Annotated in this window: 18 protein-coding genes and 1 pseudogene; 6 read left to right on the top strand and 13 right to left on the bottom strand. The window is 63.0% G+C overall.

Annotated elements, in window-relative coordinates:
• Positions 1–7: 7 nt before the first annotated feature.
• The 13 genes from mdcH to pilG form a co-directional block, all read right to left on the bottom strand.
• Positions 8–919, bottom strand: coding sequence for a malonate decarboxylase subunit epsilon (gene mdcH / locus ACQKP4_RS21695; RefSeq protein WP_427635653.1), 912 nt, complete (start codon positions 917–919; stop codon positions 8–10).
• Positions 916–1,536, bottom strand: coding sequence for a malonate decarboxylase holo-ACP synthase (locus tag ACQKP4_RS21690; protein WP_427635652.1), 621 nt, complete (start codon positions 1,534–1,536; stop codon positions 916–918). Before ACQKP4_RS21690 ends, mdcH begins: the two co-directional genes overlap by 4 nt.
• Entirely contained in the window at positions 1,530–2,333 is an 804-nt protein-coding gene (gene mdcE, locus ACQKP4_RS21685; RefSeq protein WP_427635651.1) for a biotin-independent malonate decarboxylase subunit gamma, read from the bottom strand. Before mdcE ends, ACQKP4_RS21690 begins: the two co-directional genes overlap by 7 nt.
• Positions 2,330–3,184: a biotin-independent malonate decarboxylase subunit beta gene (locus ACQKP4_RS21680; RefSeq protein ID WP_427635650.1), complete on the bottom strand. Its 855-nt coding sequence runs from the start codon at positions 3,182–3,184 to the stop codon at positions 2,330–2,332. Before ACQKP4_RS21680 ends, mdcE begins: the two co-directional genes overlap by 4 nt.
• Positions 3,177–3,476: a malonate decarboxylase subunit delta gene (locus ACQKP4_RS21675; protein ID WP_054044377.1), complete on the bottom strand. Its 300-nt coding sequence runs from the start codon at positions 3,474–3,476 to the stop codon at positions 3,177–3,179. Before ACQKP4_RS21675 ends, ACQKP4_RS21680 begins: the two co-directional genes overlap by 8 nt.
• On the bottom strand, positions 3,476–4,333 hold the full coding sequence (locus ACQKP4_RS21670) for a triphosphoribosyl-dephospho-CoA synthase (protein ID WP_427635649.1): 858 nt from the start codon (positions 4,331–4,333) through the stop codon (positions 3,476–3,478). The genes ACQKP4_RS21675 and ACQKP4_RS21670 overlap by 1 nt, the downstream gene beginning before the upstream one ends.
• A complete protein-coding gene (mdcA, locus tag ACQKP4_RS21665) occupies positions 4,333–6,003 on the bottom strand; it encodes a malonate decarboxylase subunit alpha (protein ID WP_427635648.1) in 1,671 nt (556 codons plus the stop codon). Before mdcA ends, ACQKP4_RS21670 begins: the two co-directional genes overlap by 1 nt.
• A gap of 540 nt (positions 6,004–6,543) precedes the next feature.
• A complete protein-coding gene (locus ACQKP4_RS21660; protein WP_427635647.1) occupies positions 6,544–7,014 on the bottom strand; it encodes a chemotaxis protein CheW in 471 nt (156 codons plus the stop codon).
• Complete coding sequence (locus tag ACQKP4_RS21655; protein ID WP_427635646.1) at positions 7,007–12,904, bottom strand: Hpt domain-containing protein; 5,898 nt, start codon at positions 12,902–12,904, stop codon at positions 7,007–7,009. Before ACQKP4_RS21655 ends, ACQKP4_RS21660 begins: the two co-directional genes overlap by 8 nt.
• A gap of 50 nt (positions 12,905–12,954) precedes the next feature.
• Entirely contained in the window at positions 12,955–15,012 is a 2,058-nt protein-coding gene (locus ACQKP4_RS21650) for a methyl-accepting chemotaxis protein (protein WP_427635645.1), read from the bottom strand.
• Between the two features lie 162 nt (positions 15,013–15,174).
• A complete protein-coding gene (locus ACQKP4_RS21645) occupies positions 15,175–15,723 on the bottom strand; it encodes a chemotaxis protein CheW (protein WP_427635644.1) in 549 nt (182 codons plus the stop codon).
• 10 nt (positions 15,724–15,733) lie between these two features.
• On the bottom strand, positions 15,734–16,099 hold the full coding sequence (gene pilH, locus ACQKP4_RS21640; protein ID WP_027926574.1) for a twitching motility response regulator PilH: 366 nt from the start codon (positions 16,097–16,099) through the stop codon (positions 15,734–15,736).
• A 60-nt stretch (positions 16,100–16,159) separates the two neighbouring features.
• Complete coding sequence (gene pilG / locus ACQKP4_RS21635; protein WP_427635643.1) at positions 16,160–16,564, bottom strand: twitching motility response regulator PilG; 405 nt, start codon at positions 16,562–16,564, stop codon at positions 16,160–16,162.
• A gap of 234 nt (positions 16,565–16,798) precedes the next feature.
• Between pilG and gshB the strand changes: the two genes are divergently transcribed.
• The 6 genes and pseudogenes from gshB to ACQKP4_RS21605 all read left to right on the top strand — a co-directional run.
• A complete protein-coding gene (gshB, locus tag ACQKP4_RS21630) occupies positions 16,799–17,770 on the top strand; it encodes a glutathione synthase (RefSeq protein ID WP_427635642.1) in 972 nt (323 codons plus the stop codon).
• Between the two features lie 105 nt (positions 17,771–17,875).
• Entirely contained in the window at positions 17,876–18,775 is a 900-nt protein-coding gene (locus ACQKP4_RS21625; protein WP_427635641.1) for an energy transducer TonB, read from the top strand.
• Between the two features lie 208 nt (positions 18,776–18,983).
• Positions 18,984–19,556 (top strand): YqgE/AlgH family protein, encoded by a 573-nt coding sequence (locus ACQKP4_RS21620; protein ID WP_427635640.1) that lies wholly within the window; start codon positions 18,984–18,986, stop codon positions 19,554–19,556.
• A complete protein-coding gene (ruvX, locus tag ACQKP4_RS21615) occupies positions 19,556–19,993 on the top strand; it encodes a Holliday junction resolvase RuvX (protein ID WP_427635639.1) in 438 nt (145 codons plus the stop codon). The genes ACQKP4_RS21620 and ruvX overlap by 1 nt, the downstream gene beginning before the upstream one ends.
• Positions 19,994–20,091: 98 nt before the next feature.
• On the top strand, positions 20,092–20,595 hold the full coding sequence (pyrR, locus tag ACQKP4_RS21610; protein ID WP_427635638.1) for a bifunctional pyr operon transcriptional regulator/uracil phosphoribosyltransferase PyrR: 504 nt from the start codon (positions 20,092–20,094) through the stop codon (positions 20,593–20,595).
• A 27-nt stretch (positions 20,596–20,622) separates the two neighbouring features.
• Positions 20,623–20,744 (top strand): annotated as a pseudogene (locus ACQKP4_RS21605) (hypothetical protein); the annotation flags it as partial.

The following is a 20,744-nucleotide window of genomic DNA, read 5'->3' as shown; positions in this document are numbered from 1 at the left end:
CGGTGGTCTAGGGTTGGCGGCTTCCCTCCTCACGCATCAGCGCCTGCAAGGTATCGAGCCGGGCACCGTCGAAAGCAATCACGCTGCCCTGCTCGAACACCCGGCGCGCCAGCCCGGTCAGCACCGCGCCGGGCGGCAGTTCGATCTGTAGACGTACGCCGCGCTCGTAGGCGCTTTGTACCGTGCCGCGCCAATCGACGACGCGGCACATGTTGAAGGCGAGGTCGTCGCGCAAGGCATCGGGATCGATCACTGGCCGCGCGCGGCTGCCGCTCAAGTAGCCCAGCGACGGCGTGCGCAGTTGCACCTTGGCGAAGGCTTTTGCCAGGGTGTCAGCCGGCGCATCCAGCAGCGGACAATGAGACGGCACGCTGACCGCGAGGCGTTTGACCAAACCTGCGCCACACTCTTTTGCCAACTCGGCCACGGCTTTCATTGCCGCGTCACTGCCGGCGATCACCACCTGGTTATCGGCGTTGATGTTGGCCAGGTACACCGGCGTATCGGGGCGGTGCACTTGGGCCAGCAGACTTTCCACGGTGGATAAATCCAGACCGATGATCGCGGTCATGCCGTAGCCCTGTGGATAAGCCTGCTGCATCAGCTCACCGCGCAGGCTGACCAGGTGCAGCGCATCACCGAAACCCAATGCGCCCGCCACCACGGCCGCCGGATAAGCGCCAATGGATAATCCGGCGACGTAATCCGGCGCCATCGACAACTGCCGTGAAGCCGCCACGCCCGCGATCAGCAGGCAAAGCTGAACCGCCCTCGTCGACTTCAATGCTTGGACAGCATCCAGCAACAGCACGTCTTCGCCGAGCACGGCACTCGCCTCGTCCACGGTGTCCCGAGGCAACCGATGGAGCATGCCCGGCTGCTGCGCGCCCTGGCCGGGGAACACCAGCAAACTGCTCACGCGAGTTGCTCCAACGGGTTCCACGGATCGAGCACCAGACAGGCTTCACTGGCATTTTTCAGCAACACCCGGCGCGCAGCACCGGCCCATTCGCGCAAGGCGACGGCGCCCAAAGGCGTCTGCAATTGCAGGTCTACGTGACACGCGGCGGTATCGAAAATCTTTACCAGCTCCCGAGCCTGTTCGCGGGCCAAGGGCTGTGGTGCACGCAGGATCAAGTCGAGATCGCTGCCCTCGTGCAAGGCCTGAACCCCGCTGGCCAATTCAAACCCGGCGCTGCCGCTGACACCCCACGCCCAGCCGCAGTCATCGAGCATGCCCCGCAACTGATCAAGGGCGCGCACGGCCGGAAGATCCCGATCAATCGAGACCTGACAGAGAGCTTCCGGTTTCACCCAATGGGACACCGCATCGACCGCCATCAGCGCGGCGTAACGCTGCTCGCGCAAGCGTCCACGCACGCCAACCGCGACCTGGCCCGACGGGCTCAGCGCTCGGCGAACCACCACCGGTTGACCGGCGCCGAGCGCTTCGCGCACCCACGCCGGCGCGTCCAGCGGCAACTGCTCGGGGGTCATCCCCCAGAGCAGGTCGTGGGCCAGAAGTGCGTTCACCACTGCGCTCTCAGCAGTTCGCGAACCTTGCTCGACGCCGCCCGGTTACTGGCACCCAAACGGCTGCTCAGATCGCGGCCCTTCTCGGCAACATCACTGATCGCCTGACTCAGGCATGCAGTCACTCGGGACAGATCCTCTGCGGTCGGCTGTTCAATCCGATCCACCGACAGCGTTTCCCAGAGCAAACCGAGGCTGGCGTAGCTGTCGATGTCATACGCCATCGGCGGCACACTCGCGGCCAACGCTTCGAGCTCTTCAACACTGCGCAACGTCACCCGCGCCGCCGAGGCCTTGCCCATGGCATGCACCATCACCCCCGGATCGCGCAGCGCAATCAGGCGGTTGGCTTGATAACCGTGGGCCAGAAACGCCCCGGACATCGCCTTGCCCACCAGCAAACCAATCACCGCGTGGCCGGCCAGTCGAGCGCGAGCATAGCTGTCTGCCGCAGCGGCCAAGGCCTGATGAATGCCGAGCGCTTCTTCGCGCCGACCGTAAGCCTGGCTCGGTACATCGACGATGGCGATCAAGGCACGCTTGTTCGGTTTATCAGCGTCGGCGGCGATCACTTCATCCACAGCCCTGGCCAAACCCCAACCTTCCAGCAGACCGACTTCGCCGTTACGGGCACGGGCAAACCGATTGTCAGGATCAGCCACCACGGCGATAAATCGCACAGCTTGATCGCCCAAAAATCCGTCAGCGGCTTTCAATGACGCCGGCAAACCTTCGACCGATTTGGCCCCCGTGCTTAGCGCGGTGAACCAGTGCAAACCTCTTAGCGAATACGTGCTCATGAGCGCGCTCCTTGATACAGATCGCGAACCACTGACGGCTCGATTTGCGGTTCGGCGTCGAGGCGCGCAAGCCGCTGCAAAAACAGCTCGGCCTGTTGGCTGCGCGGTTGTGCCGGCAAACCTTGCTGGAGCAATTCGCTGACCTGCTGCTGAATCCGCGCCACGTCATCGGCGACATAACGATCCGCCAGACCTGTCGCAAAACGCTGCTCGCCACCGGTCAGGCTCCAGATGAAAGGCCGGTCGCGGGAGTCGTATTCCTCAAGTCCCGCTTCCTGCTCGATCACTTGCGGACCGTTCAGCCCAAGCCGTGCTTCCTGGGTCACCAGCAGATAACTGCACAGCCCGGCGGCAATCGACATCCCGCCAAAGCAACCGACGCTGCCGGCCACCACGCCAACCACCGATTGGTACTGACGCAAATCGACAATCGCCGCGTGAATGTCGGCAATCGCCGCCAGCCCGAGGTTGGCTTCCTGCAACCGCACGCCGCCGGTTTCCAGCAGCAGCACGGCGCGGGTTGCAATACCTTTGCGGTTGTCTTCGGCGGCCAATTCCAGTGCACCGGCAATCTTTGCCCCGCCGACTTCACCAAGGCTGCCACCCTGAAACGCGCCTTCAATCGCAGCGATGACCACCGGCAAACCACCGATGCTGCCCTTGGCAATGACCACGCCGTCATCGGCCTGCGGCACCACGCCTTGGCGAGCCAGCCAGGGCGACATGACGCGTTGAAACGGGTCGAGCAATTCGCGGAAGGTGCCGGCGTCGAGCAAGGCTTTCGCCCGTTGCCGCGCGCCGAGTTCGACGAAGCTGCGCCGTTGCAGGTTTGGCTGGAGGAGGTCAGTCATGGCCGATCTCCTCGAAGCCTTGTTCCAGACGCAAGCGCACCACGCCCGGCGTCGCGCCGAAGTCGTGAATATCGATGGCCATGGCGGGCGGCGTCTGGCCATCGAACATCCGCGCAAACAGATGCTGCCAACGCTGTTCGGCGCCATTGACCGAGGTCTGCACCTGAATGGTCAATTTGCCGGCCTGACCCGGTTCGATCAGCACTTCCAGATCGCCCGAGCCGACACAGCCCACCAGCGTCCGCCCCCGAGGCGGCTGCCCGGCAGGGAATTCAAAAGATAAGGTTTCCATCAGAAAGCTCCGGACTCGATGCGGTCGATAAACAGGCAGGCGGCGAGCAAGTCGGCAGCGCCGCCGGGCGAGGCGTTCAACGCAATCAGTTGTTCATCCAGGTCATGCAACCGGCGACGACCGGCAAGGCTGGCACTGCCGCCCGCGTCGAGCACGGCCTGGGCGCCGCGTTGCATGGCGTGCAGGCCTTGTTCGCCGGCGCGGTAGAGCACGCAGGTGTCGGCCAGTCGGGTCATGATCGCCAGCAACGCATCGAGCCGGGCGTTCTGCTCGCCATGACCGGCAGCGCGGCTGCGTTTGAGTTGCGGCATTGCGCGTTGCATCACCGCCGGGAAACCGCGCTGCGCTTCTTCACGAGCACCGCGCGCGCCGTAACGCTGGGCGACTTGCGCGCCGTGGCTGAATGGGCGTGGCGCGTGGCGGTCGTCGAGCAATGCCAGCCGCGCAGCGCGCAACGTCACCGCGCTGGCCTGGGTATTCGAGCCTTCCAGCGCGGCGGCCGCGACCAACAGCCCCAAGGCCCAGATCGCCCCGCGATGGGTGTTCACGCCGCCGGTCGTGGCGAGCATTGCCAGCTCCCCTTCCCGGCCGATTCGCCCGACCGCTTCGCGCAGCGGCAAACCGATCTCGCCGAGTTCAATCGCCGCTTCTGCCATCTCCTTGAACGCCGGCCACAGCGACAGCGCCGACGCGTGCATCAGCCCCAGGTGCAAATCGGTGTGCGCGCCATTGCCGCGACGGTCCACCAGCGCCGGTTTCGGCGACAGGTCGGCTTCGTCGATCAGCGCGTCCACCGCCAGATCTGCCAGCCGGTCAGCCAGCGACAGGGTTTTCGGTTGCAGGTTGAATGCGTGCATTACCAGCTCCTGAACTTGGCGGGCGGGTTGTAGAGGCCACCGGACCACTCGACCAGATCGGCCACGCTTTTGGCGGCGAGCAGTTCGCGGGTGGCGTCGGTGCGGCGGATGCCGAGGTCTTCGGGCAACGCGATCAAGCCTTCGCGACGCATGCGCGCGGTGTCTTTCGGGTTGTGGCGCAGACCGATCACGGTCACGCCTGCGACCGCAGCGATCATTGCCTGGCGTTCTTCCAGCGAGCGCGCCTTGTACAAATAGGCGATGCCTTCTTCGGTCAGCAGGTGCGTGACGTCGTCGCCGTAAATCATGATCGGCGCCAGCGGCATGCCGCTTTTGCGTGCCACTTCCACGGCGTCGAGGGTGTCGACGAAGGTCGGCTTGCCGCCCTCCTGGAAGGTTTCGACCATTTGCACCACAAGTTTTTTACCGCGTTCGAGCAACGCTTGCGGTGCATCGTCGTGGCGCATGTCGAGCCACGCGGGCGTGCCGTGGCGGCGACCACGCGGGTCGTGGCCCATGTTCGGCGCACCGCCGAAACCGGCGAGGCGGCCGCGCGTCACGGTGGAAGAATGACCGTCGCCATCGACTTGCAGGGTCGCGCCGATAAACAGGTCCACCGCGTATTGCCCGGCCAACTGGCAGAACATCCGGTTGGACCGCAGCGAGCCGTCGCGCCCGGTGAAAAACACATCCGGCCGGGCGGCGATGTAGTGTTCCATGCCCAGTTCGGTGCCGAAGCAATGCACGCTTTCGACCCAGCCACTTTCAATCGCCGGGATCAGGGTCGGGTGCGGGTTGAGCGTCCAGTTGCGGCAGATCTTGCCTTTGAGGCCGAGGGATTCGCCGTAGGTCGGCAGGATCAATTCAATAGCGGCGGTGTTGAAACCGATGCCGTGGTTCAGCGACTGCACGTTGTGTTTTTCGTAGATCCCACGGATCGCCATCATCGCCATCAACACATGCACCGGCTTGATGTGCCGTGGGTCGCGGGTGAACAGCGGTTCGATGTAGAACGGCTTGTCCGCCACCACCACGAAATCGACCCACGACGCAGGGATATCGACGCGTGGCAGATCGCTGACGTCGTCCACCAGTTGATTGACCTGGACGATGACGATGCCGTCGCTGAACGCGGCCGGTTCGATCAATGCCGGGGTGTCTTCGGTGCTGGGGCCGGTGTAGATGTTGCCGGCGCGGTCGGCCATGAAACCGGCCGAGAGCACGACGTTGGGAATCAGGTCGACCACCAGCCGCGCATAGAGCTCGATGTACGTGTGAATCGCACCGATTTCCAGCAGGCCGTCTTCCAGCAACTGGCTGATGCGCAGGCTTTGCGTACCGGCGAACGAGAAATCGAGCTTGCGGGCGATGCCGCGTTCGAACAGGTCCAGATGCTCGGAGCGGCCGACGCTGGGCATGATCATGTGCAAGTCATGCAACTTGCCGGGATCGGCCTTGGCCAGGGAACGGGAAAGGAAATCCGCCTGCTTCTGGTTATTGCCCTCCAGCACCACCCGGTCGCCGGGCAGGATCAACGCTTCCAGCGCCGCAACGATGTTGTCGGTGGGCAACACCACGCCATCGGCCAGGTGCTTGACCAACTCAAGACGCCGCTGCTTCTCGCTGCGCCGCCGCGTCCATCGCGAGTCGGGGGTTAATGTTGTTGTCATGACCACTCCACGGGTTCGCTGTCGTGGGGGCCACCTTAGGAGGGTTCGGGAGTGGGCATCAATCAAGCGCAGCGTTGGATTGTTACGGTCAGGGTAATGATTGGCTGGAGATATCTGCTGCCGGAGCTGACGCCTTCGCGAGCAAGCCCGCTCCCACATTGGAATGCACGAACCGGTCCCAAAAAAGGCCGATCAGTCCCTTTCCGGCACTCTTCACCGCTGTGGCGAGGGGGCTTGTCGGACCGCCGCACCGCCCCGTTCGGCAAGGTCTAGCGCATAACCCTGTGGCGAGGGGGCTTGCCCCCGTTCGGCTGCGCAGCAGTCGTAAAACCATTACGCGCGGTGTACCTGATACACCTCGGTTGTAGGTTTTGGGGCTGCTTCGCAACCCAACGGGGGCAAGCCCCCTCGCCACAGAGTTTAAGAGTCCCGGAAAGGATACGATCCGTCCTTTTTGGGGAGTGATCGTTCATTGCGCGTCCCCCCTGTGGGAGCGGGCTTGCTCGCGAAGGGGCCAGCAAAAACATTGCAAAACCAGGATCAGTCGACCAACCCGGCACTCACCAGCAACTCCTCCAACGCCAACAAATCCGGCACTTTGGCCACTTGCTCTCCCACTTGCACCGCCGCTTGCTCCAGCGCGCACAACGGCACATCGACATAGCTCAGCTGGCTATCGAGCTTGTAAGAACGTGGAATTCCCTGCACCAGCAGTGCGATGAATTTCAGCTCGGGCCGTCCGCCCAAGGCATTGAGAATCACGATCCGCACCCGTTCGCCGATGACGATTCTGGCGCCGCACGCCGCCTCAAAGCTGAGCAGCGGAATCTGCCGGTCGCGCCATGTCACCAGGCCCAGATACCACGGCGGCGTGTCGAGATCGAATGCCGCCGGCTGATAGTCGATCAGCTCCGCGACGGCGACGTTGGGCAGGATCAGGTGGCGGTCGGACAAGGGCAGCAGCAGGCCGGTGAGGTTGTGGGTGCGCTGGTAAAAATGGTCATCAAGCATGGGTTTTGCTCCACAACGCGATGCTTTCGAGCAGCACCGATTCCTGGTACGGCTTGCCGAGGTAGTCGTTGACGCCGATGGCCATGGCGCGGTCGCGGTGTTTCTGGCCGGTGCGCGAGGTGATCATGATGATCGGCAAGTGCTGCAAACGTTCGTCGGCGCGCACTTGGGTGGCGACTTCGAAGCCGTCCATGCGCGGCATCTCGATGTCCAGCAGCATCAGGTCCGGCGTGTGCTCTTCAAGCAGCAACATGGCGTCGACCCCGTCCTTGGCGGTCAGCACGTTCATGCCGTGGCGTTCGAGCAAACGGCTGGTGACTTTGCGCACCGTGACCGAGTCATCGACCACCAGCACCAGCAGCGGTTTATGCGGCTCGACCTCGGCCTCCGGCGTCAGCGGCTGCGGCACACGCGCTTGCATGGCGCGGATCGGTGCCAGCAGATCGAGAATCAGCACCACCCGGCCATCGCCCAGGATCGTCGCCCCGGACAACCCCTGCACCGCCGCAAATTGTGGGCCGAGGCTCTTGACCACAATCTCGCGAGTGCCGGCCATGGCATCCACTTGCACGGCGATGTGGCGCTCGTTGCATTGCACCAGCAGCACTGGCAACGGCAGGCTCTGGCCGAGCAGTTTCGGGCGGGCGCTGGTTTTCAGCAGCTCGCCGAGGTAGCACAGTTCATAGCGCTGCCCGGCGTATTCGTAAGTCGGCGGATCGAGTCGGTAATGCCCTTCGAGTTCGTTGGGCAACACGCGCACGATGCCGTCGATGGTGTTCAGCGGGATCGCGTACTGATCGTCGAAACACTGCACCATCAGCGCCCGGTTGACCGACACGGTGAACGGCAGGCGAATGCGGAAATGCACGCCCTGCCCCGGCACCGAGTCGATGTGCATGGTGCCGCCCAACTGCCTGACTTCTTCGTGCACCACGTCCATGCCGACGCCGCGTCCGGAAATCTGGGTGATTTTCTCGGCGGTGGAAAAGCCCGGTTGCAGGATGAATTGCAGCACGTCGCGGTCGCTGATTTCACTGTCCGGCGCCAGCAAGCCACGCTTGATCGCCTTGCGCCGCACGGCGTCCAGCGGCACACCGGCACCGTCGTCGCGAATGTCGAAAATGATGTCGCCGCCCTCGCGGGACAGGTCCAGCGTGATGCGTCCCTGGGCCGGTTTGCCCGCCGCGATCCGCACCGCGGCCGGTTCCAGGCCATGGTCGACGGCATTGCGAAGCATGTGCTCCAGCGGCGCGGCCATGCGTTCGAGGACGTTGCGGTCCATCTCGCCTTCGGCGTTGCCGACCACGAATGCCACGTCCTTGCCCAGCTCACTGGAGACCTGGCGGACGATGCGTTTCAAGCGCGGCAGCATCCGTTCGAACGGCACCATGCGCGTGCGCATCAGGCCTTCCTGCAATTCGGTGTTGATGCGGCCCTGCTGTTGCAGCAGGTTTTCCGCGTCCTGATTGCGCCGGTCGAGGGTTTCCTTGAGGTCGAGCAAGTCGGAGGCGGATTCGAACAACGCCCGCGACAGTTGCTGCAATTGCGAATGACGGTCCATCTCCAGCGGGTCGAATTCTTCGTAGCCCAGGCGTTCGGCGTCGACGTGCTGGCGGCTGAGAATCCGCCCCTGGGTTTCGGTGTCGAGGCGGCGCAACTGGTCGCGCATCCGCTCGATGGTGGTTTCCATCTCGTTCAGGGTCACGCGCGCGTCGTTGACCTGTTGCTCGATACGGCCGCGGAAGATCGAGGTTTCACCGGCCAGGTTCACCAGGTCATCGAGCAGTTCGGCCGAGACCTTGACCATGTCCGCGCCGGCTTCGGCGGGCAGCGCAGGGATTTCTGGTTTCAGCGTTGCGGGCACCGCCACCGGGGTGTCGAGCACGGCCGGATGGCTGAAATTCCGGATTGCATCGATCAGCCGATCAGCCGCTGGCAAAGGTTGGCCGGCACGGCTTGCGTCGAGCATTTGCGCCAGTCGGTCATGGCTGCTTTGCAGCAGGGCGAATAACGCCGGGGTCGGTTGCAGCACGCCGGCCGACAGGCCTTCGTAGAGAAATTCCAGTTCGTGGGCGAGGTCGCCGATCGGCGCGATCTCGACCATCCGCGCACCGCCCTTGAGCGTGTGCAAATCACGCAGCAGGGTTTCCACTTCCTGACGACTCGACGGCTCGGCCTGCCAGCGCACCAGCGCCGCGCCAGAGTTCTCGATGATGTCGAACCCTTCCTCAAGGAAGACTTCCAGCAATTCAGGGTCATGCCCCGGCGAGTCGGTGACCGGCGTCGGCGCGGCGGTTTCGGTGCTGCTGGCGTTGCCTTGGCGGAATTGGCGAATCGCTTCGATCAGCTTGCCCGGATCACCCAGCGCCTGTTGCTGCTGCAATTGTTCAAGCAGCGCGGCGAGGCGGTCGTGGCTCTGTTGCAGCAGGATCGCCAGGGCTTCGCTGTGGCTGTAGCGGCGGTCGACCAAGCCTTCGTAAAGGCTTTCCAGCTCATGGGCCAAGTCGCCGACCGGCTCGACTTCGGCCATCCGCGCACCGCCCTTGAGCGTGTGCAAATCGCGCTGCAACGATGACAGCGGCGCGGCGTTCTCGGGGTCTTTCAGCCAGCGCTGCAAGGCCTGACCAGCGCTTTCGAGAATATCCACTGCCTCTTCGAGGAAGATCGACACGATCTCGTCGTCCCGTTCAACCTGTGTGGCGCGCTGCTCCAGTTCGGCGGTGGCGCTGCCCAGTTCATGAATGCTCAGGGTGCGGCTGCCGTCGCTGCGAATCAGGCCCATGGCCGACGGATCAAGACTCTCATCGAGCAAGCCGCGCAAGGCCCGGATACGTTCTGGCTGCGGGCTGACTTCCTGGCCGGCGGCCAGTTCGTCGAGCATGTTGATCAGCGCTTCGTGGGCACTTTGCGCTTCATGGAAAAACCGGTCGCTGACCGCCAGGCTGCTTTCTTCCACGGCGCCATACAGGTCGAGCAACGCTTCGCAGAGTTCATCCACCGGGTGCAGGTCGGCGAGGTGCGCGCCTTCGCCCAGGGTGGTCAGTTCATCGAGCAACGCACTGAGTTCCTGGCGTTCGCCGGGGTGTTGCTGCCAGCGCTGCAACAGGCTTTCGGCATCCAGCAGGATGTCCATGCCCTGCGCGAGGAAGTTGTTGATCAGTTGCGGATCGCGTTTGGTGCGCAACGCGGTGTGCGGCGCGTTCAACAGGGTTTGCAGGCGCTCGGCGAGCAATGCCCTGGTGCGCTCGATCAGCGAGTGCGCGCCCGCAATCTCGGCCAGCGGATCACCCTTGAGCTGCCGCAACCCGAGGCGGAACAACCCTTCGGCTTCGAGCAGCAATTCGACCTCGTCGAGGTCCAGTGCAATCAAATGCGCCTTGTACTCGCGGGTGAGTTGGTCCAGCGGGGTCGCCAGTTCGGCAATCGGCGACACACCGGCCATCGAGGCGCTGCCCTTGAGCGTATGCAAGGCCCGCAGTAGCTCGTCACTGGCTTGCAACGGTACGTGCTCGGCCGCCTGATCGAGAAAACGATTGAGGCTGGCGAGGTGGGTTTCGGCTTCCTTGCGGAAGATCTCCAGCAACAGCGGATCAAGGGCCGTGACGTCCTGGGTATCTTCATCGCTGGCCGGCGTATCACCCTTGGCGAGGCCATGGGCGCGGGCGGCCAACTGGTCGACATCGTTGCGCTGGCGCTGGGTGTTGGCAGCGAATTCGGCGATCAATTCCGGCAGCAGATTCAGCGCATCGGTCAGCAGTTGCTGCACCGCCGCCCCCGGCGCAACGCTGCGTTCCAGCACGCGATTGAGCAGGTTTTCGACGGCCCAGGCCATCTCGCCCAGTACCAGCGCCCGCACCATTCGGCCGCTGCCTTTAAGCGTATGAAACGCGCGGCGCAACTCGCTCAGAGCGGGCTTGTCATCGGGATTGGCCGACCAGCGCGGCAGGTATTCGCGCAGCACCTCCAGCACTTCCTCGGTTTCTTCGAGGAACACTTCGCGCAGCTCGTCGTCCACCGGTTCTTCGCCGGCGGGTGGCGGCAGCAGGCTGCCCGGCGTGGTCAGCGCGGGCGGGTTGACCGAAGACACCGGGCTGGCCAGCACATCGGCCAGGGTTTGCACGACGTCGGGATTGTCCAGTGCTTGCAGGTCCTGCATGACCTGCGCCTCACTCGGGCTGAGCACATCGTCGAGCAGCGGCACGTGGTGTTCGCGGGGGAAAAAGCCGAGCGCGGCCAGGCTTTTTTCGGCGACGTCGAGCAGTTGTTCGCCCTGCGCCTGCGGGTCGTCGCTGAGGCGTTCGAGGTAATACTCGATGCTGCTGATGACGTCGGCCAGGTTGTCCAGTTCCTGCCAGCCGGGCTGGCCCGGCTCCAGCAGCAGATGTTCGCGAATGAAGTGATTGCAGGCCTCGATCAGGCTCGCCGCCCGGCTCAGCGGAATCATCGCCAACGCACCGCGCACCTGGGTCAGCAACGCCGGCAGCGCCTGCAAATGCTGACGATCCCAGTCGGCGTCGATGTAGTCGACGATCATGTCCTTGGCTTCTTGCAGGCAGATGCGCGCCTCGCGGATCACGATCTGATGAATCTGCGTCAGGTCGGTGGTGGGCAGGCGACTGTCTTCCTGGCTCTCCGGCTCCACGGTGCCGACCATGCCGGCCAGCGTCGCTTCGACGTAGAGCAAGGCGCCAGCGACGTCCATGAGGATGGCGTCGTTGGGTTCGCGCTGGCCCTGGGCGAGGCTCAGCACCACCGCCAGTTGATCGATGATGACCTTGCGGGGCTGGCCGAAACCGAGCACCGCCAGGGTGTCGGCGATTTGCCGCAGCGGCGCCAGCAGGCTGTCGAGGTCCGAGGTGTGCTGGCGGTCGCTGCGCACGAACAGGTCCAGGCGCTCTTTGACCCGCACCAGTTCTTCGCACAGCGCGGCCAGCACCGAGCGCATGGCATCGCGGTCCGGACCGGCCAGCCGTGCGCGTTCTTCGTCGACCATTGCACTGTCAGGCAACGCGTCGTCCAGTCCGTAGCGATCTTTCATGGTCAGCATCTGCCCGGTGGGATGTTCGGCCTTGGCAATGTAAAACAGCAAACTTTTCAGCAATTCCGGTGGCGCCGGCTGATTGATCCCGCGCAGGCCCTGTTCGAGCAGGCGCTTGAGTTCTTTATCAGCGTCCTTGAACAGGCTGCGCAACGCCGGGCTGTTGGCAATCGCGCCGTGGCGCATGCCTTCGACCAGCGCCGAGGATATCTGCCAGAGCGGACTCAGCGGCGCGTTGCCGCACAGGCCTTCAAGGCGCGTAAACACACGGGCCAGGTAATCGAGGTTGGTTTCGTTGTCCTGCTCGCGCAGAAAACCGACCAGTGCCATCTGCAACATCTGCCGCAATTTACGCAGCACATTGGGTAAGTCCGCCGGCTCCAGCAACGCCAGGGATTCTTCGTCCAGCGCTGGCAGGTCCGGCAGTTGCGGGCTGAACAGGCTGGTTTCCGACAACAGGCTTTCGCCACGGGCACTGCGCAGATCGTTGATCAGCGGCAGCACCACCAGCGGCAAATCCCGGCGCGCGCCTTGCACCCGGTCGAGGTAGATCGGCAGTTGCCCGAGGGCTTGCAGCAACAGATGCAGCGCCTCGTCGCGATGGCTGACGCGGTTCTGCTGCAAGGCACTGGTCAGCTGTTCCATCTCTTCGGCGAGCAGTGCGGCGCCGTAGAACTCGACCATCTGCAAACTGCCGTGAACCTGATGGATGCACGCCAGGCACTCGCTCAACGCGGTCGTCGCCTGCGGATCATCCAGCAGGTTTTCGATGGCGTGATGAGCCACTTTCAGCGTTTCGGCAATCTCGCCTTTGACCCACTCGAGGGCCACATAGTCGTGCCGATCACCCATACCCACTCCGATCACTGCCCTACTCGAAAAAACGTTTGCCCGCGGGCGGTTCACGCGTTGTCCACAGCCTGCGACTTGGCCGCCGGCAAGGTGAAACCGGACACCGAACGCCGCAACTGACTGGCCATTTTCGCCAGGTTGCCAATGCTCTCAGCCGTGGCCGTGGAGCCGGACGAGGTCTGCGATGTGATCTGCTGGATCACGTTCATCGTCAGCGAAATCTGCCCGGCCGACGACGTCTGCTGCTGCGCGGCGTTGGAAATGCTCTGGATCAGCGCCGCGAGGGTTTTCGAGACGCCTTCGATTTCTTCCAGGGCCACGCCGGCATCCTGCGCCAGCCGGGCACCACGCACCACCTCGGTGGTGGTCTGCTCCATGGAAATGACCGCTTCGTTGGTGTCGGTCTGGATCGCCCGCACCAGTGTTTCGATCTGCCGGGTCGCGGCGGACGAACGCTCGGCGAGGCGCTGCACCTCGTCGGCCACCACCGCAAACCCGCGCCCGGCGTCACCGGCCATCGAGGCCTGGATCGCGGCGTTGAGCGCGAGGATGTTGGTCTGGTCGGCGATGTCATCGATCAGGCTGACGATGTCGCCGATTTCCTGAGACGACTCGCCCAGGCGCTTGATGCGCTTGGCGGTGTCTTGAATCTGCTCGCGGATGTTGTCCATGCCGTGGATGGTGTTGTGCACCACCTCGTTGCCCTTGTTGGCGATTTCCACCGAGCGCTCGGCCACCGCCGACGACTCCGCCGCGTTGGCCGAGACTTGGTCGATGGACTGCGCCATGTCGTTGATCGCCGTGGACGCTTCGCTGATCTGTTGCGCCTGATGCTCCGAAGCCTGGGCCAGATGCATGGCGGTGGCCTGGGTTTCCTGCACGGCGGCTGCCACTTGGCCGGCGGTGAGGTTGATGGTCGCCACCAGATCGCGCAGCTGGTCCACGGAGTAGTTGATCGAGTCGGCGATGGTGCCCGTGAAGTCTTCGGTCACCGAGGCGGTCACGGTCAGGTCGCCGTCGGCCAGGTCCTCGATTTCATCCAGCAAACGCATGATCGCGTTCTGGTTGCGCTCGTTCTTTTCGGCGGTCTCGCGCAGTTGACGGTTGGTTTCACGCACCATCACCAGACCGATGAGGATGATCGACGCCAACGCCAGCAGACCCAGCACGTAGCCGCCGATGGTGTCGATATTGCGCCCGCCGGCGAGGTTTTCGAAACCGGTGGCCAGGTGCGAGGCTTCATCGAGCAGGGTTTGCGACAGGGTGAAGATGTTAGTCGCCGATTCGCGGACCTTGAACAGCTCCGGCGAGGTTTCGAGAATTTCATCGACCGAGCCCGAGACGAATTCGAACAGCTCGGAAATCTCGCTCAGACGCGCCCGGGCGTCGCGGTCTTCGACCTGGCTGACCTTGAGGTCCGGAGCCCCCTGGAGCATGCCGTTGAGCACTTTGCCAAACCGCGCCGCGTCGCGACCGAACGCGTCGGCGGCCTGCTGCGAATTTTCGTCGCCGGACAACACGGTGTTCACGGCGCCAAGAATGCGTTCGGCTAGCAGCGACTGACGCTGGGCCATCGCCACCTGAGCGGCCGGGGCGCCGCGTTGCAGGAGGATTTCGACGACTTTTTCGTACTCGACCTGCAACTGCGGCACGGTTTCGGCCAGGGTCGCGGCGACCTGGTGCAGCGACAAGACGGTTTGTTCGCTGGACAGAATGGCGTCGGTGTTTTTCAGCAGGCGTTCCCAGTCGAGCTGCACGGCGCGCATTTCCGGGCGCACCGTGGCTGGCGCGGGCGGCAGGCCGGTGCTTGGGTCGCCCTTTTTCAGGTAGCCCCAGCGCTGGGCAAAATCGTTGCGCGCATCGCTCAGCAGCTTGAACGCGGCCGCTTTGCCGGCAGCCGCTTCGGTGGCGTTTTTGGCGATGCGCTGGGACAGCACGCGCAGCTCACCGGCGTGACCGATGTACTGTTTGTCGTACGTGGCTTGCGTGTTGAGGTAAGCGAAGTTGGCGAACAGCAACATGATGAACACGATCAGTGCGATGAACAGCACGATGATCTGCGAGCGGCTGCGCGATCCTTCTGGCTTGCCTGTTTTTGTTTTTATCATCGGTCCTCGCCTGTTAACCAACCGTTGGAGCCCGCCGAAGATCCCCCGTGGGAGCGGGCTTGCTCGCGAAGGCGGTGGGTCATTCAGCATTGATGTCGACTGACCCGACGCCTTCGCGAGCAAGTCCAATCGTCGCACCACCGCTCCCACAGGGGATGGCGGTCAGATCGCGACTTGCATGAAGCTCTGGGATTGCGCCAGCGCAAACGGGCTGAACACGTGCCAGTTCTGCTCACGCTGAAATCGGCCCTTGATGAACGGCGCCATCGGCTCGTTCGAGGTCGCGGCCGCCCCCAGGCTTTCCTGCGCGAAATGCTGCAAGCCGAAGACCTCATCGACCATCAACCCGGCAAACACCTCGTTGTGTTCCACCACCAATACCCGCCGTTGCTTGCGCACAACGGACAATTCATGCCCCGGCTCACTGACGGAAAAGAACCCGGACAAATCCATGATCGGCAGCAGCCGCCCACGCAAATTGGCAACGCCCTTGACCCAGGATTTGACGCCCGGCAGTTGCGTGAACCGTGGTTCGTGCAGGACTTCGCTGACCTCGCCCATCGGCGCGACGTACCAGTTTTCGCCCAGGCGAAAACCGATGCCGCTCCAGCTGTCCTGCCGGGTCGGCTGCGACGGCAAATCCGCCGCCAGCAGACGACAGCGCTGGTCGATTTGCAGCAGCAGTTCGAAAGCCGTCAGCGACTCGCTCATGGCCGCGAGATCAACCGGCCAGCACGTTGTTCAGGGTTTTGATCAGGGTTTCTTCGTCGACCGGTTTGGTCAGGTAATCCTTGGCGCCCTGGCGCGTGCCCCAGACCTTGTCGGTTTCCTGATCCTTGGTGGTGATGATGATCACCGGGATGTGCCCGGTGTCCGGGTCTTTGGTCAACTGACGGGTCGCCTGGAAACCGTTGAGGCCGGGCATGACGATGTCCATCAGCACGGCGTCGGGTTTTTCCTGACGGGCCAGGGCCACGCCATCGGCGCCGTTTTCGGCTTTCAACACTTCGTGACCGTGCTTTTCCAGCATGCCGGTCAGTTTGTACATTTCGGTCGGCGAATCATCGACGATCAGAATACGTGCCATGGTTTTCCCCATTCTTCTTGTCGACGCCCGGCCCGCTGGCCGAGCGTCACTGTACGTGTCCTACTGCGGCAAAACAGCGGCAAAGCCCGGTACGTGGGCCTGGATCGCGTTCAGCAGTTCTTCCTTGCTGAAAGGCTTGGTCAAAAACTGGTCGGAGCCGACGATGCGCCCCTTGGCCTTGTCGAACAGCCCGTCCTTGGACGACAACATAATCACCGGCGTGGACTTGAACGCACTGTTGTTCTTGATTAAAGCGCAGGTCTGATACCCATCCAGACGCGGCATCATGATGTCGACAAAGATGATGCCGGGATGATTGTCGGCAATCTTGGCCAGCGCATCGAAACCATCGATAGCGGTGATGACTTCACAGCCCACGTTTTTCAGCAGCGTTTCGGCGGTGCGACGAATCGTCTTCGAATCGTCGATCACCATGACCTTCAAGGCGTTGGAATGCTGTTCCATAAATGCTCTACCGTCGCCTTTGCGAATCAATTTGTCCGTTTTCAGGTAATCGAGGGCTCGAAACCCTTGATGCTCAAGGGCCAGCACGACATGGCGACCTTTTTAGCACAGTCTCCAAATCCAATCTATCGGCCGACTGGCGCGGTGGTTTTTCCTTGACCGGGAACACACTCAGCGCCACTCTGACGCCACTTTTTCATGTCCATCCGGACCCCCAAATTCGAGGAAAACCCCATGAGCGTTCGCGTCGGGATTGTCATGGACCCTATTGCCGGCATTTCCTATAAAAAGGACAGCTCGCTGGCCATGCTGCTGGCCGCACAGAAGCGCGGCTGGGAACTGTTCTATATGGAACAGCAGGATTTGTATCAGGGCGAAGGCGAAGCCCGGGCGCGGATGCGGCCGCTGAGCGTTTTCGCCAACCCGGAAAAATGGTTCGAACTGGGCACCGAAAATGACGCGCTGCTGAGCGATCTGGACGTGATCCTGATGCGCAAGGATCCGCCGTTCGACATGGAGTTCGTCTACTCCACGTATTTGCTGGAACAAGCCGAGCGCGCCGGCGTGTTGGTGGTCAACAAGCCGCAGAGCCTGCGCGACTGCAACGAAAAATTGTTCGCCACGCTGTTCCCGCAGTGCACGCCGCCGACCGTGGTCAGCCGCCGCGCCGACGTGTTGCGCGAATTCGCCGCCAAGCACGGCGACGTCATCCTCAAGCCGCTGGACGGCATGGGCGGCACCTCGATCTTCCGTCATCGCGCTGGCGATCCGAACCTGTCGGTGATCCTCGAAACCCTGACCGCGCTGGGCACCCAGCAGATCATGGGCCAGGCCTACCTGCCGGCGATCAAGGACGGCGACAAACGCATCCTGATGATCGACGGCGAGCCGGTCGATTACTGCCTGGCGCGTATTCCGGCGGCCGGTGAAACCCGTGGCAACCTGGCGGCCGGCGGTCGTGGCGAAGCCCGTCCGTTGAGCGACAAGGACCGCTGGATTGCGGCTCAAGTCGGCCCGACGTTGCGTGAGAAAGGCCTGTTATTCGTGGGGCTCGACGTGATCGGCGAGAGCCTGACCGAAATCAACGTCACCAGCCCGACCTGCATCCGCGAGATCGACAATGCGTTCGGCACCGACATCGGCGGCCTGCTGATGGATGCCATCGCGAAGAAGCTGCACGCCGCTAGCCTCAAGCCGCAAGCTTGAAGCGCGCGAAGAACAGCTTGTCGCTTGACGCTTGAACCTTGAAGCTAAAAACCAACATTGCGTTATCATGCCGAGCCCGAAAAAACGCGATGTTGGTTTTTTGCCATGACTCTTCCGTCCGATCTGCCCGCTGAACTCGCCCACCGTGGCGTGCGCCCGGCCGATCGCCTCGGATTTACCCTGTTTCTGGCGGCACTGATTCACCTGGCCTTGCTGCTGGGCGTCGGTTTCACCATGGTCGAACCCAAGCAGATCAGCAAAACCCTGGAAATCACCCTCGCCACCTTCAAAAGCGAAACCAAGCCGAAGAAGGCTGATTTTCTCGCTCAGGAAAATCAGGAAGGCAGCGGCACCCTGGACAAGAAGGCGATTCCCAAGACCACCGAGGTCGCGCCGTTCCAGGACAACACGGTGCAGAAAGTCACGCCACCGCCGGCCGCCAAGCCCGAAGAGCAGAAAGCACCGCCCAAGGCTGCCGTGACCACCGTCGCGCCGAAGCCGAAAAAAGCCCCGGCCAAAAACGAAGAGCCCAAGACCGACAGCAAACCCGCCGTGGCCGCGCCGACGTTCGACAGCTCGCAGCTGTCCAGCGACATCGCCAGCCTCGAAGCGGAACTGGCCAACGAACAACAGCTGTACGCCAAGCGCCCGCGCATTCACCGCTTGAGCGCCGCGTCGACCATGCGCGACAAAGGCGCCTGGTACAAAGACGAATGGCGCAAGAAGGTCGAGCGGATCGGCAACCTGAACTACCCCGACGAGGCACGGCGCAAGCAGATCTACGGCAATTTGCGGCTGATGGTCTCGATCAACAGCGACGGCTCGCTGTATGAAGTGCTGGTGCTGGAGTCGTCCGGGCAACCGCTGCTGGATCAGGCCGCGCAGCGGATCGTCAGGCTGGCGGCGCCGTTTGCGCCATTTACCGGGGATTTGTCGGACGTCGACCGACTGGAAATCATCCGCACCTGGAAGTTTGCGCGCGGCGACAAGCTCTCCAGTAATTGAGCCCCCCACAAATCCCAGTGATTGCCCCCCCTACAAATCCCCCTGTGGGAGCGGGCTTGCTCGCGAAGGCGGTGTGTCATTCAACATTCATATCGACTGACACACCGCCTTCGCGAGCAAGCCCGCTCCCACATTTGATCGGTGTCGATCACCAAATTGCGGCATCCCCAGCTTGTCAGTTCGCCCCTCCAACGCCACACTAGCGCTCATGAAAAACGTCAGCCCCAGTTACCTCAAGCATCAATTCCTGATCGCCATGCCACACATGGCCGACCCGAACTTTGCGCATACCTTGACCTACATCGTCGAGCACACGGCCAATGGGGCCATGGGGCTGGTGGTCAACCGTCCGCAAGAGCTGAACCTGGCCGACATCCTTGAGCAATTGCGCCCGGATATCGAACCGCCAGCACTCTGCCAGCATGTGCCGATCTTCATCGGTGGCCCGGTGCAGACCGATCGCGGGTTTGTCCTGCATCCGTCGGGGAAAACCTTTCAGGCCACCGTCGAACTCGACGGCCAACTGGCCCTGTCGACCTCCCAGGACGTGCTGTTCGCCATCGCCGACGGCGTCGGCCCGGCGAAAAGCGTGATCACGCTCGGCTACGCAGGCTGGGAAGCCGGGCAACTGGAAGCCGAACTGGCCGACAACGCCTGGCTGACCTGCCCTTACGACGCCGACATCCTGTTCAACACCAGCAGCGAACTGCGCCTCGAAGCGGCGGCCAGGCACCTGGGCGTCAACCTCAGCCTGCTGACCAGCCAGGCGGGGCACGCCTGATGGCCCTGCGCCTGATTCTGGGTTTTGACTACGGCACCAAACAGATCGGCGTGGCGGTCGGCCAGGTGATCACCGGCCAGGCCCGCGAACTGTGCACGTTGAAGGCACAAAACGGCGTTCCGGACTGGAATCAGGTCGAAGCCCTGATCAACGAGTGGAAACCCGACGCCGTGGTGGTCGGCCTGCCGTTGAACATGGACGGCACCCCCAGCGAGATGTGCCTGCGGGCCGAAAAGTTCGCCCGCCGCCTGAATGGCCGCTACAACCTGCCCTTTTATACCCATGACGAACGCCTGACCACGTTCGAAGCCAAAGGCGAACGACGTGATCGGGGCGGCCAGAAAGGCAGTTACCGCGACAACCCGGTCGATGCCATCGCCGCCGCCCTGCTGCTGCAAGGCTGGCTCGACGAAAATGGCGCCCTGTTCGAATCCTGACTGCACCTAATCCTCAAGAGTCGCAACAAGCGTCTCTACTTAGCGACAACCCGAGCCAAACCCCGCACGCACCGGCTCGGGCCCAAGAAGGAGCAACCATGAGCCTGCCCAATCCCGCCGAACTGATCAGCCAGATGGCGATCCGTCTCAAGGCACACCTGGAACACCGTGGCATCAGCGAACCGCGTTACATCGGTATTCGCACCGGCGGCGTCTGGGTCGCCCAGGCGTTGCTCGATGAACTGGGCAGCGACTCGCCGCTTGGCACCCTGGACGTCTCCTTCTACCGCGACGACTTCAGCCAGAACGGCTTGCATCCGCAAGTGCGACCTTCGGCCCTGCCGTTCGAGATCGAAGGCCAGCACCTGGTGCTGATCGACGACGTGCTGATGAGCGGCCGCACCATCCGCGCCGCCATGAACGAACTGTTCGACTACGGCCGCCCGGCCAGCGTGACGCTGGTGTGCCTGCTGGACCTGGACGCCGGCGAGCTGCCGATCCGGCCGAACGTGGTCGGTGCGACGCTGACCCTCGCCGCTCACGAGCGGGTGAAGCTGTCCGGCCCGCAGCTCAAGCTCGAACTGCAAGACCTCGCCCTTTAATCCGCCCTATTGAGAGTCCCCCTCGCGATGACGCCTCTAGATACCAAGCGCCCGCTGCAGCTCAATGATCAGGGCCAGCTGCGCCACTTCCTCTCGCTCGACGGTTTGCGCCGCGAGCTGCTGACGGAAATCGGAAGAGAGTCGTGTAG

It is taken from the genome of Pseudomonas sp. NPDC086278, from assembly GCF_050280905.1.
Classification (GTDB): Bacteria; Pseudomonadota; Gammaproteobacteria; order Pseudomonadales; family Pseudomonadaceae; genus Aquipseudomonas.
The sequence above is the reverse complement of the archived record's forward strand: the minus strand, read 5'-3'. Positions and strand labels throughout refer to the sequence as shown.

Excerpts from the sequence above, each read along its gene's own strand:
- mdcE (WP_427635651.1), bottom strand. The coding sequence starts at position 2,333 with ATGAGCACGTATTCGCTAAGAGGTTTGCACTGGTTCACCGCGCTAAGC.
- ACQKP4_RS21680 (WP_427635650.1), bottom strand. The coding sequence starts at position 3,184 with ATGACTGACCTCCTCCAGCCAAACCTGCAACGGCGCAGCTTCGTCGAA.
- ACQKP4_RS21675 (WP_054044377.1), bottom strand. The coding sequence starts at position 3,476 with ATGGAAACCTTATCTTTTGAATTCCCTGCCGGGCAGCCGCCTCGGGGG.
- ACQKP4_RS21670 (WP_427635649.1), bottom strand. The coding sequence starts at position 4,333 with ATGCACGCATTCAACCTGCAACCGAAAACCCTGTCGCTGGCTGACCGG.
- mdcA (WP_427635648.1), bottom strand. The coding sequence starts at position 6,003 with ATGACAACAACATTAACCCCCGACTCGCGATGGACGCGGCGGCGCAGC.
- ACQKP4_RS21660 (WP_427635647.1), bottom strand. The coding sequence starts at position 7,014 with ATGCTTGATGACCATTTTTACCAGCGCACCCACAACCTCACCGGCCTG.
- ACQKP4_RS21655 (WP_427635646.1), bottom strand. The coding sequence starts at position 12,904 with ATGGGTGATCGGCACGACTATGTGGCCCTCGAGTGGGTCAAAGGCGAG.
- ACQKP4_RS21650 (WP_427635645.1), bottom strand. The coding sequence starts at position 15,012 with ATGATAAAAACAAAAACAGGCAAGCCAGAAGGATCGCGCAGCCGCTCG.
- ACQKP4_RS21645 (WP_427635644.1), bottom strand. The coding sequence starts at position 15,723 with ATGAGCGAGTCGCTGACGGCTTTCGAACTGCTGCTGCAAATCGACCAG.
- pilH (WP_027926574.1), bottom strand. The coding sequence starts at position 16,099 with ATGGCACGTATTCTGATCGTCGATGATTCGCCGACCGAAATGTACAAA.
- pilG (WP_427635643.1), bottom strand. The coding sequence starts at position 16,564 with ATGGAACAGCATTCCAACGCCTTGAAGGTCATGGTGATCGACGATTCG.
- gshB (WP_427635642.1), top strand. The coding sequence starts at position 16,799 with ATGAGCGTTCGCGTCGGGATTGTCATGGACCCTATTGCCGGCATTTCC.
- ACQKP4_RS21625 (WP_427635641.1), top strand. The coding sequence starts at position 17,876 with ATGACTCTTCCGTCCGATCTGCCCGCTGAACTCGCCCACCGTGGCGTG.
- ACQKP4_RS21620 (WP_427635640.1), top strand. The coding sequence starts at position 18,984 with ATGAAAAACGTCAGCCCCAGTTACCTCAAGCATCAATTCCTGATCGCC.
- ruvX (WP_427635639.1), top strand. The coding sequence starts at position 19,556 with ATGGCCCTGCGCCTGATTCTGGGTTTTGACTACGGCACCAAACAGATC.
- pyrR (WP_427635638.1), top strand. The coding sequence starts at position 20,092 with ATGAGCCTGCCCAATCCCGCCGAACTGATCAGCCAGATGGCGATCCGT.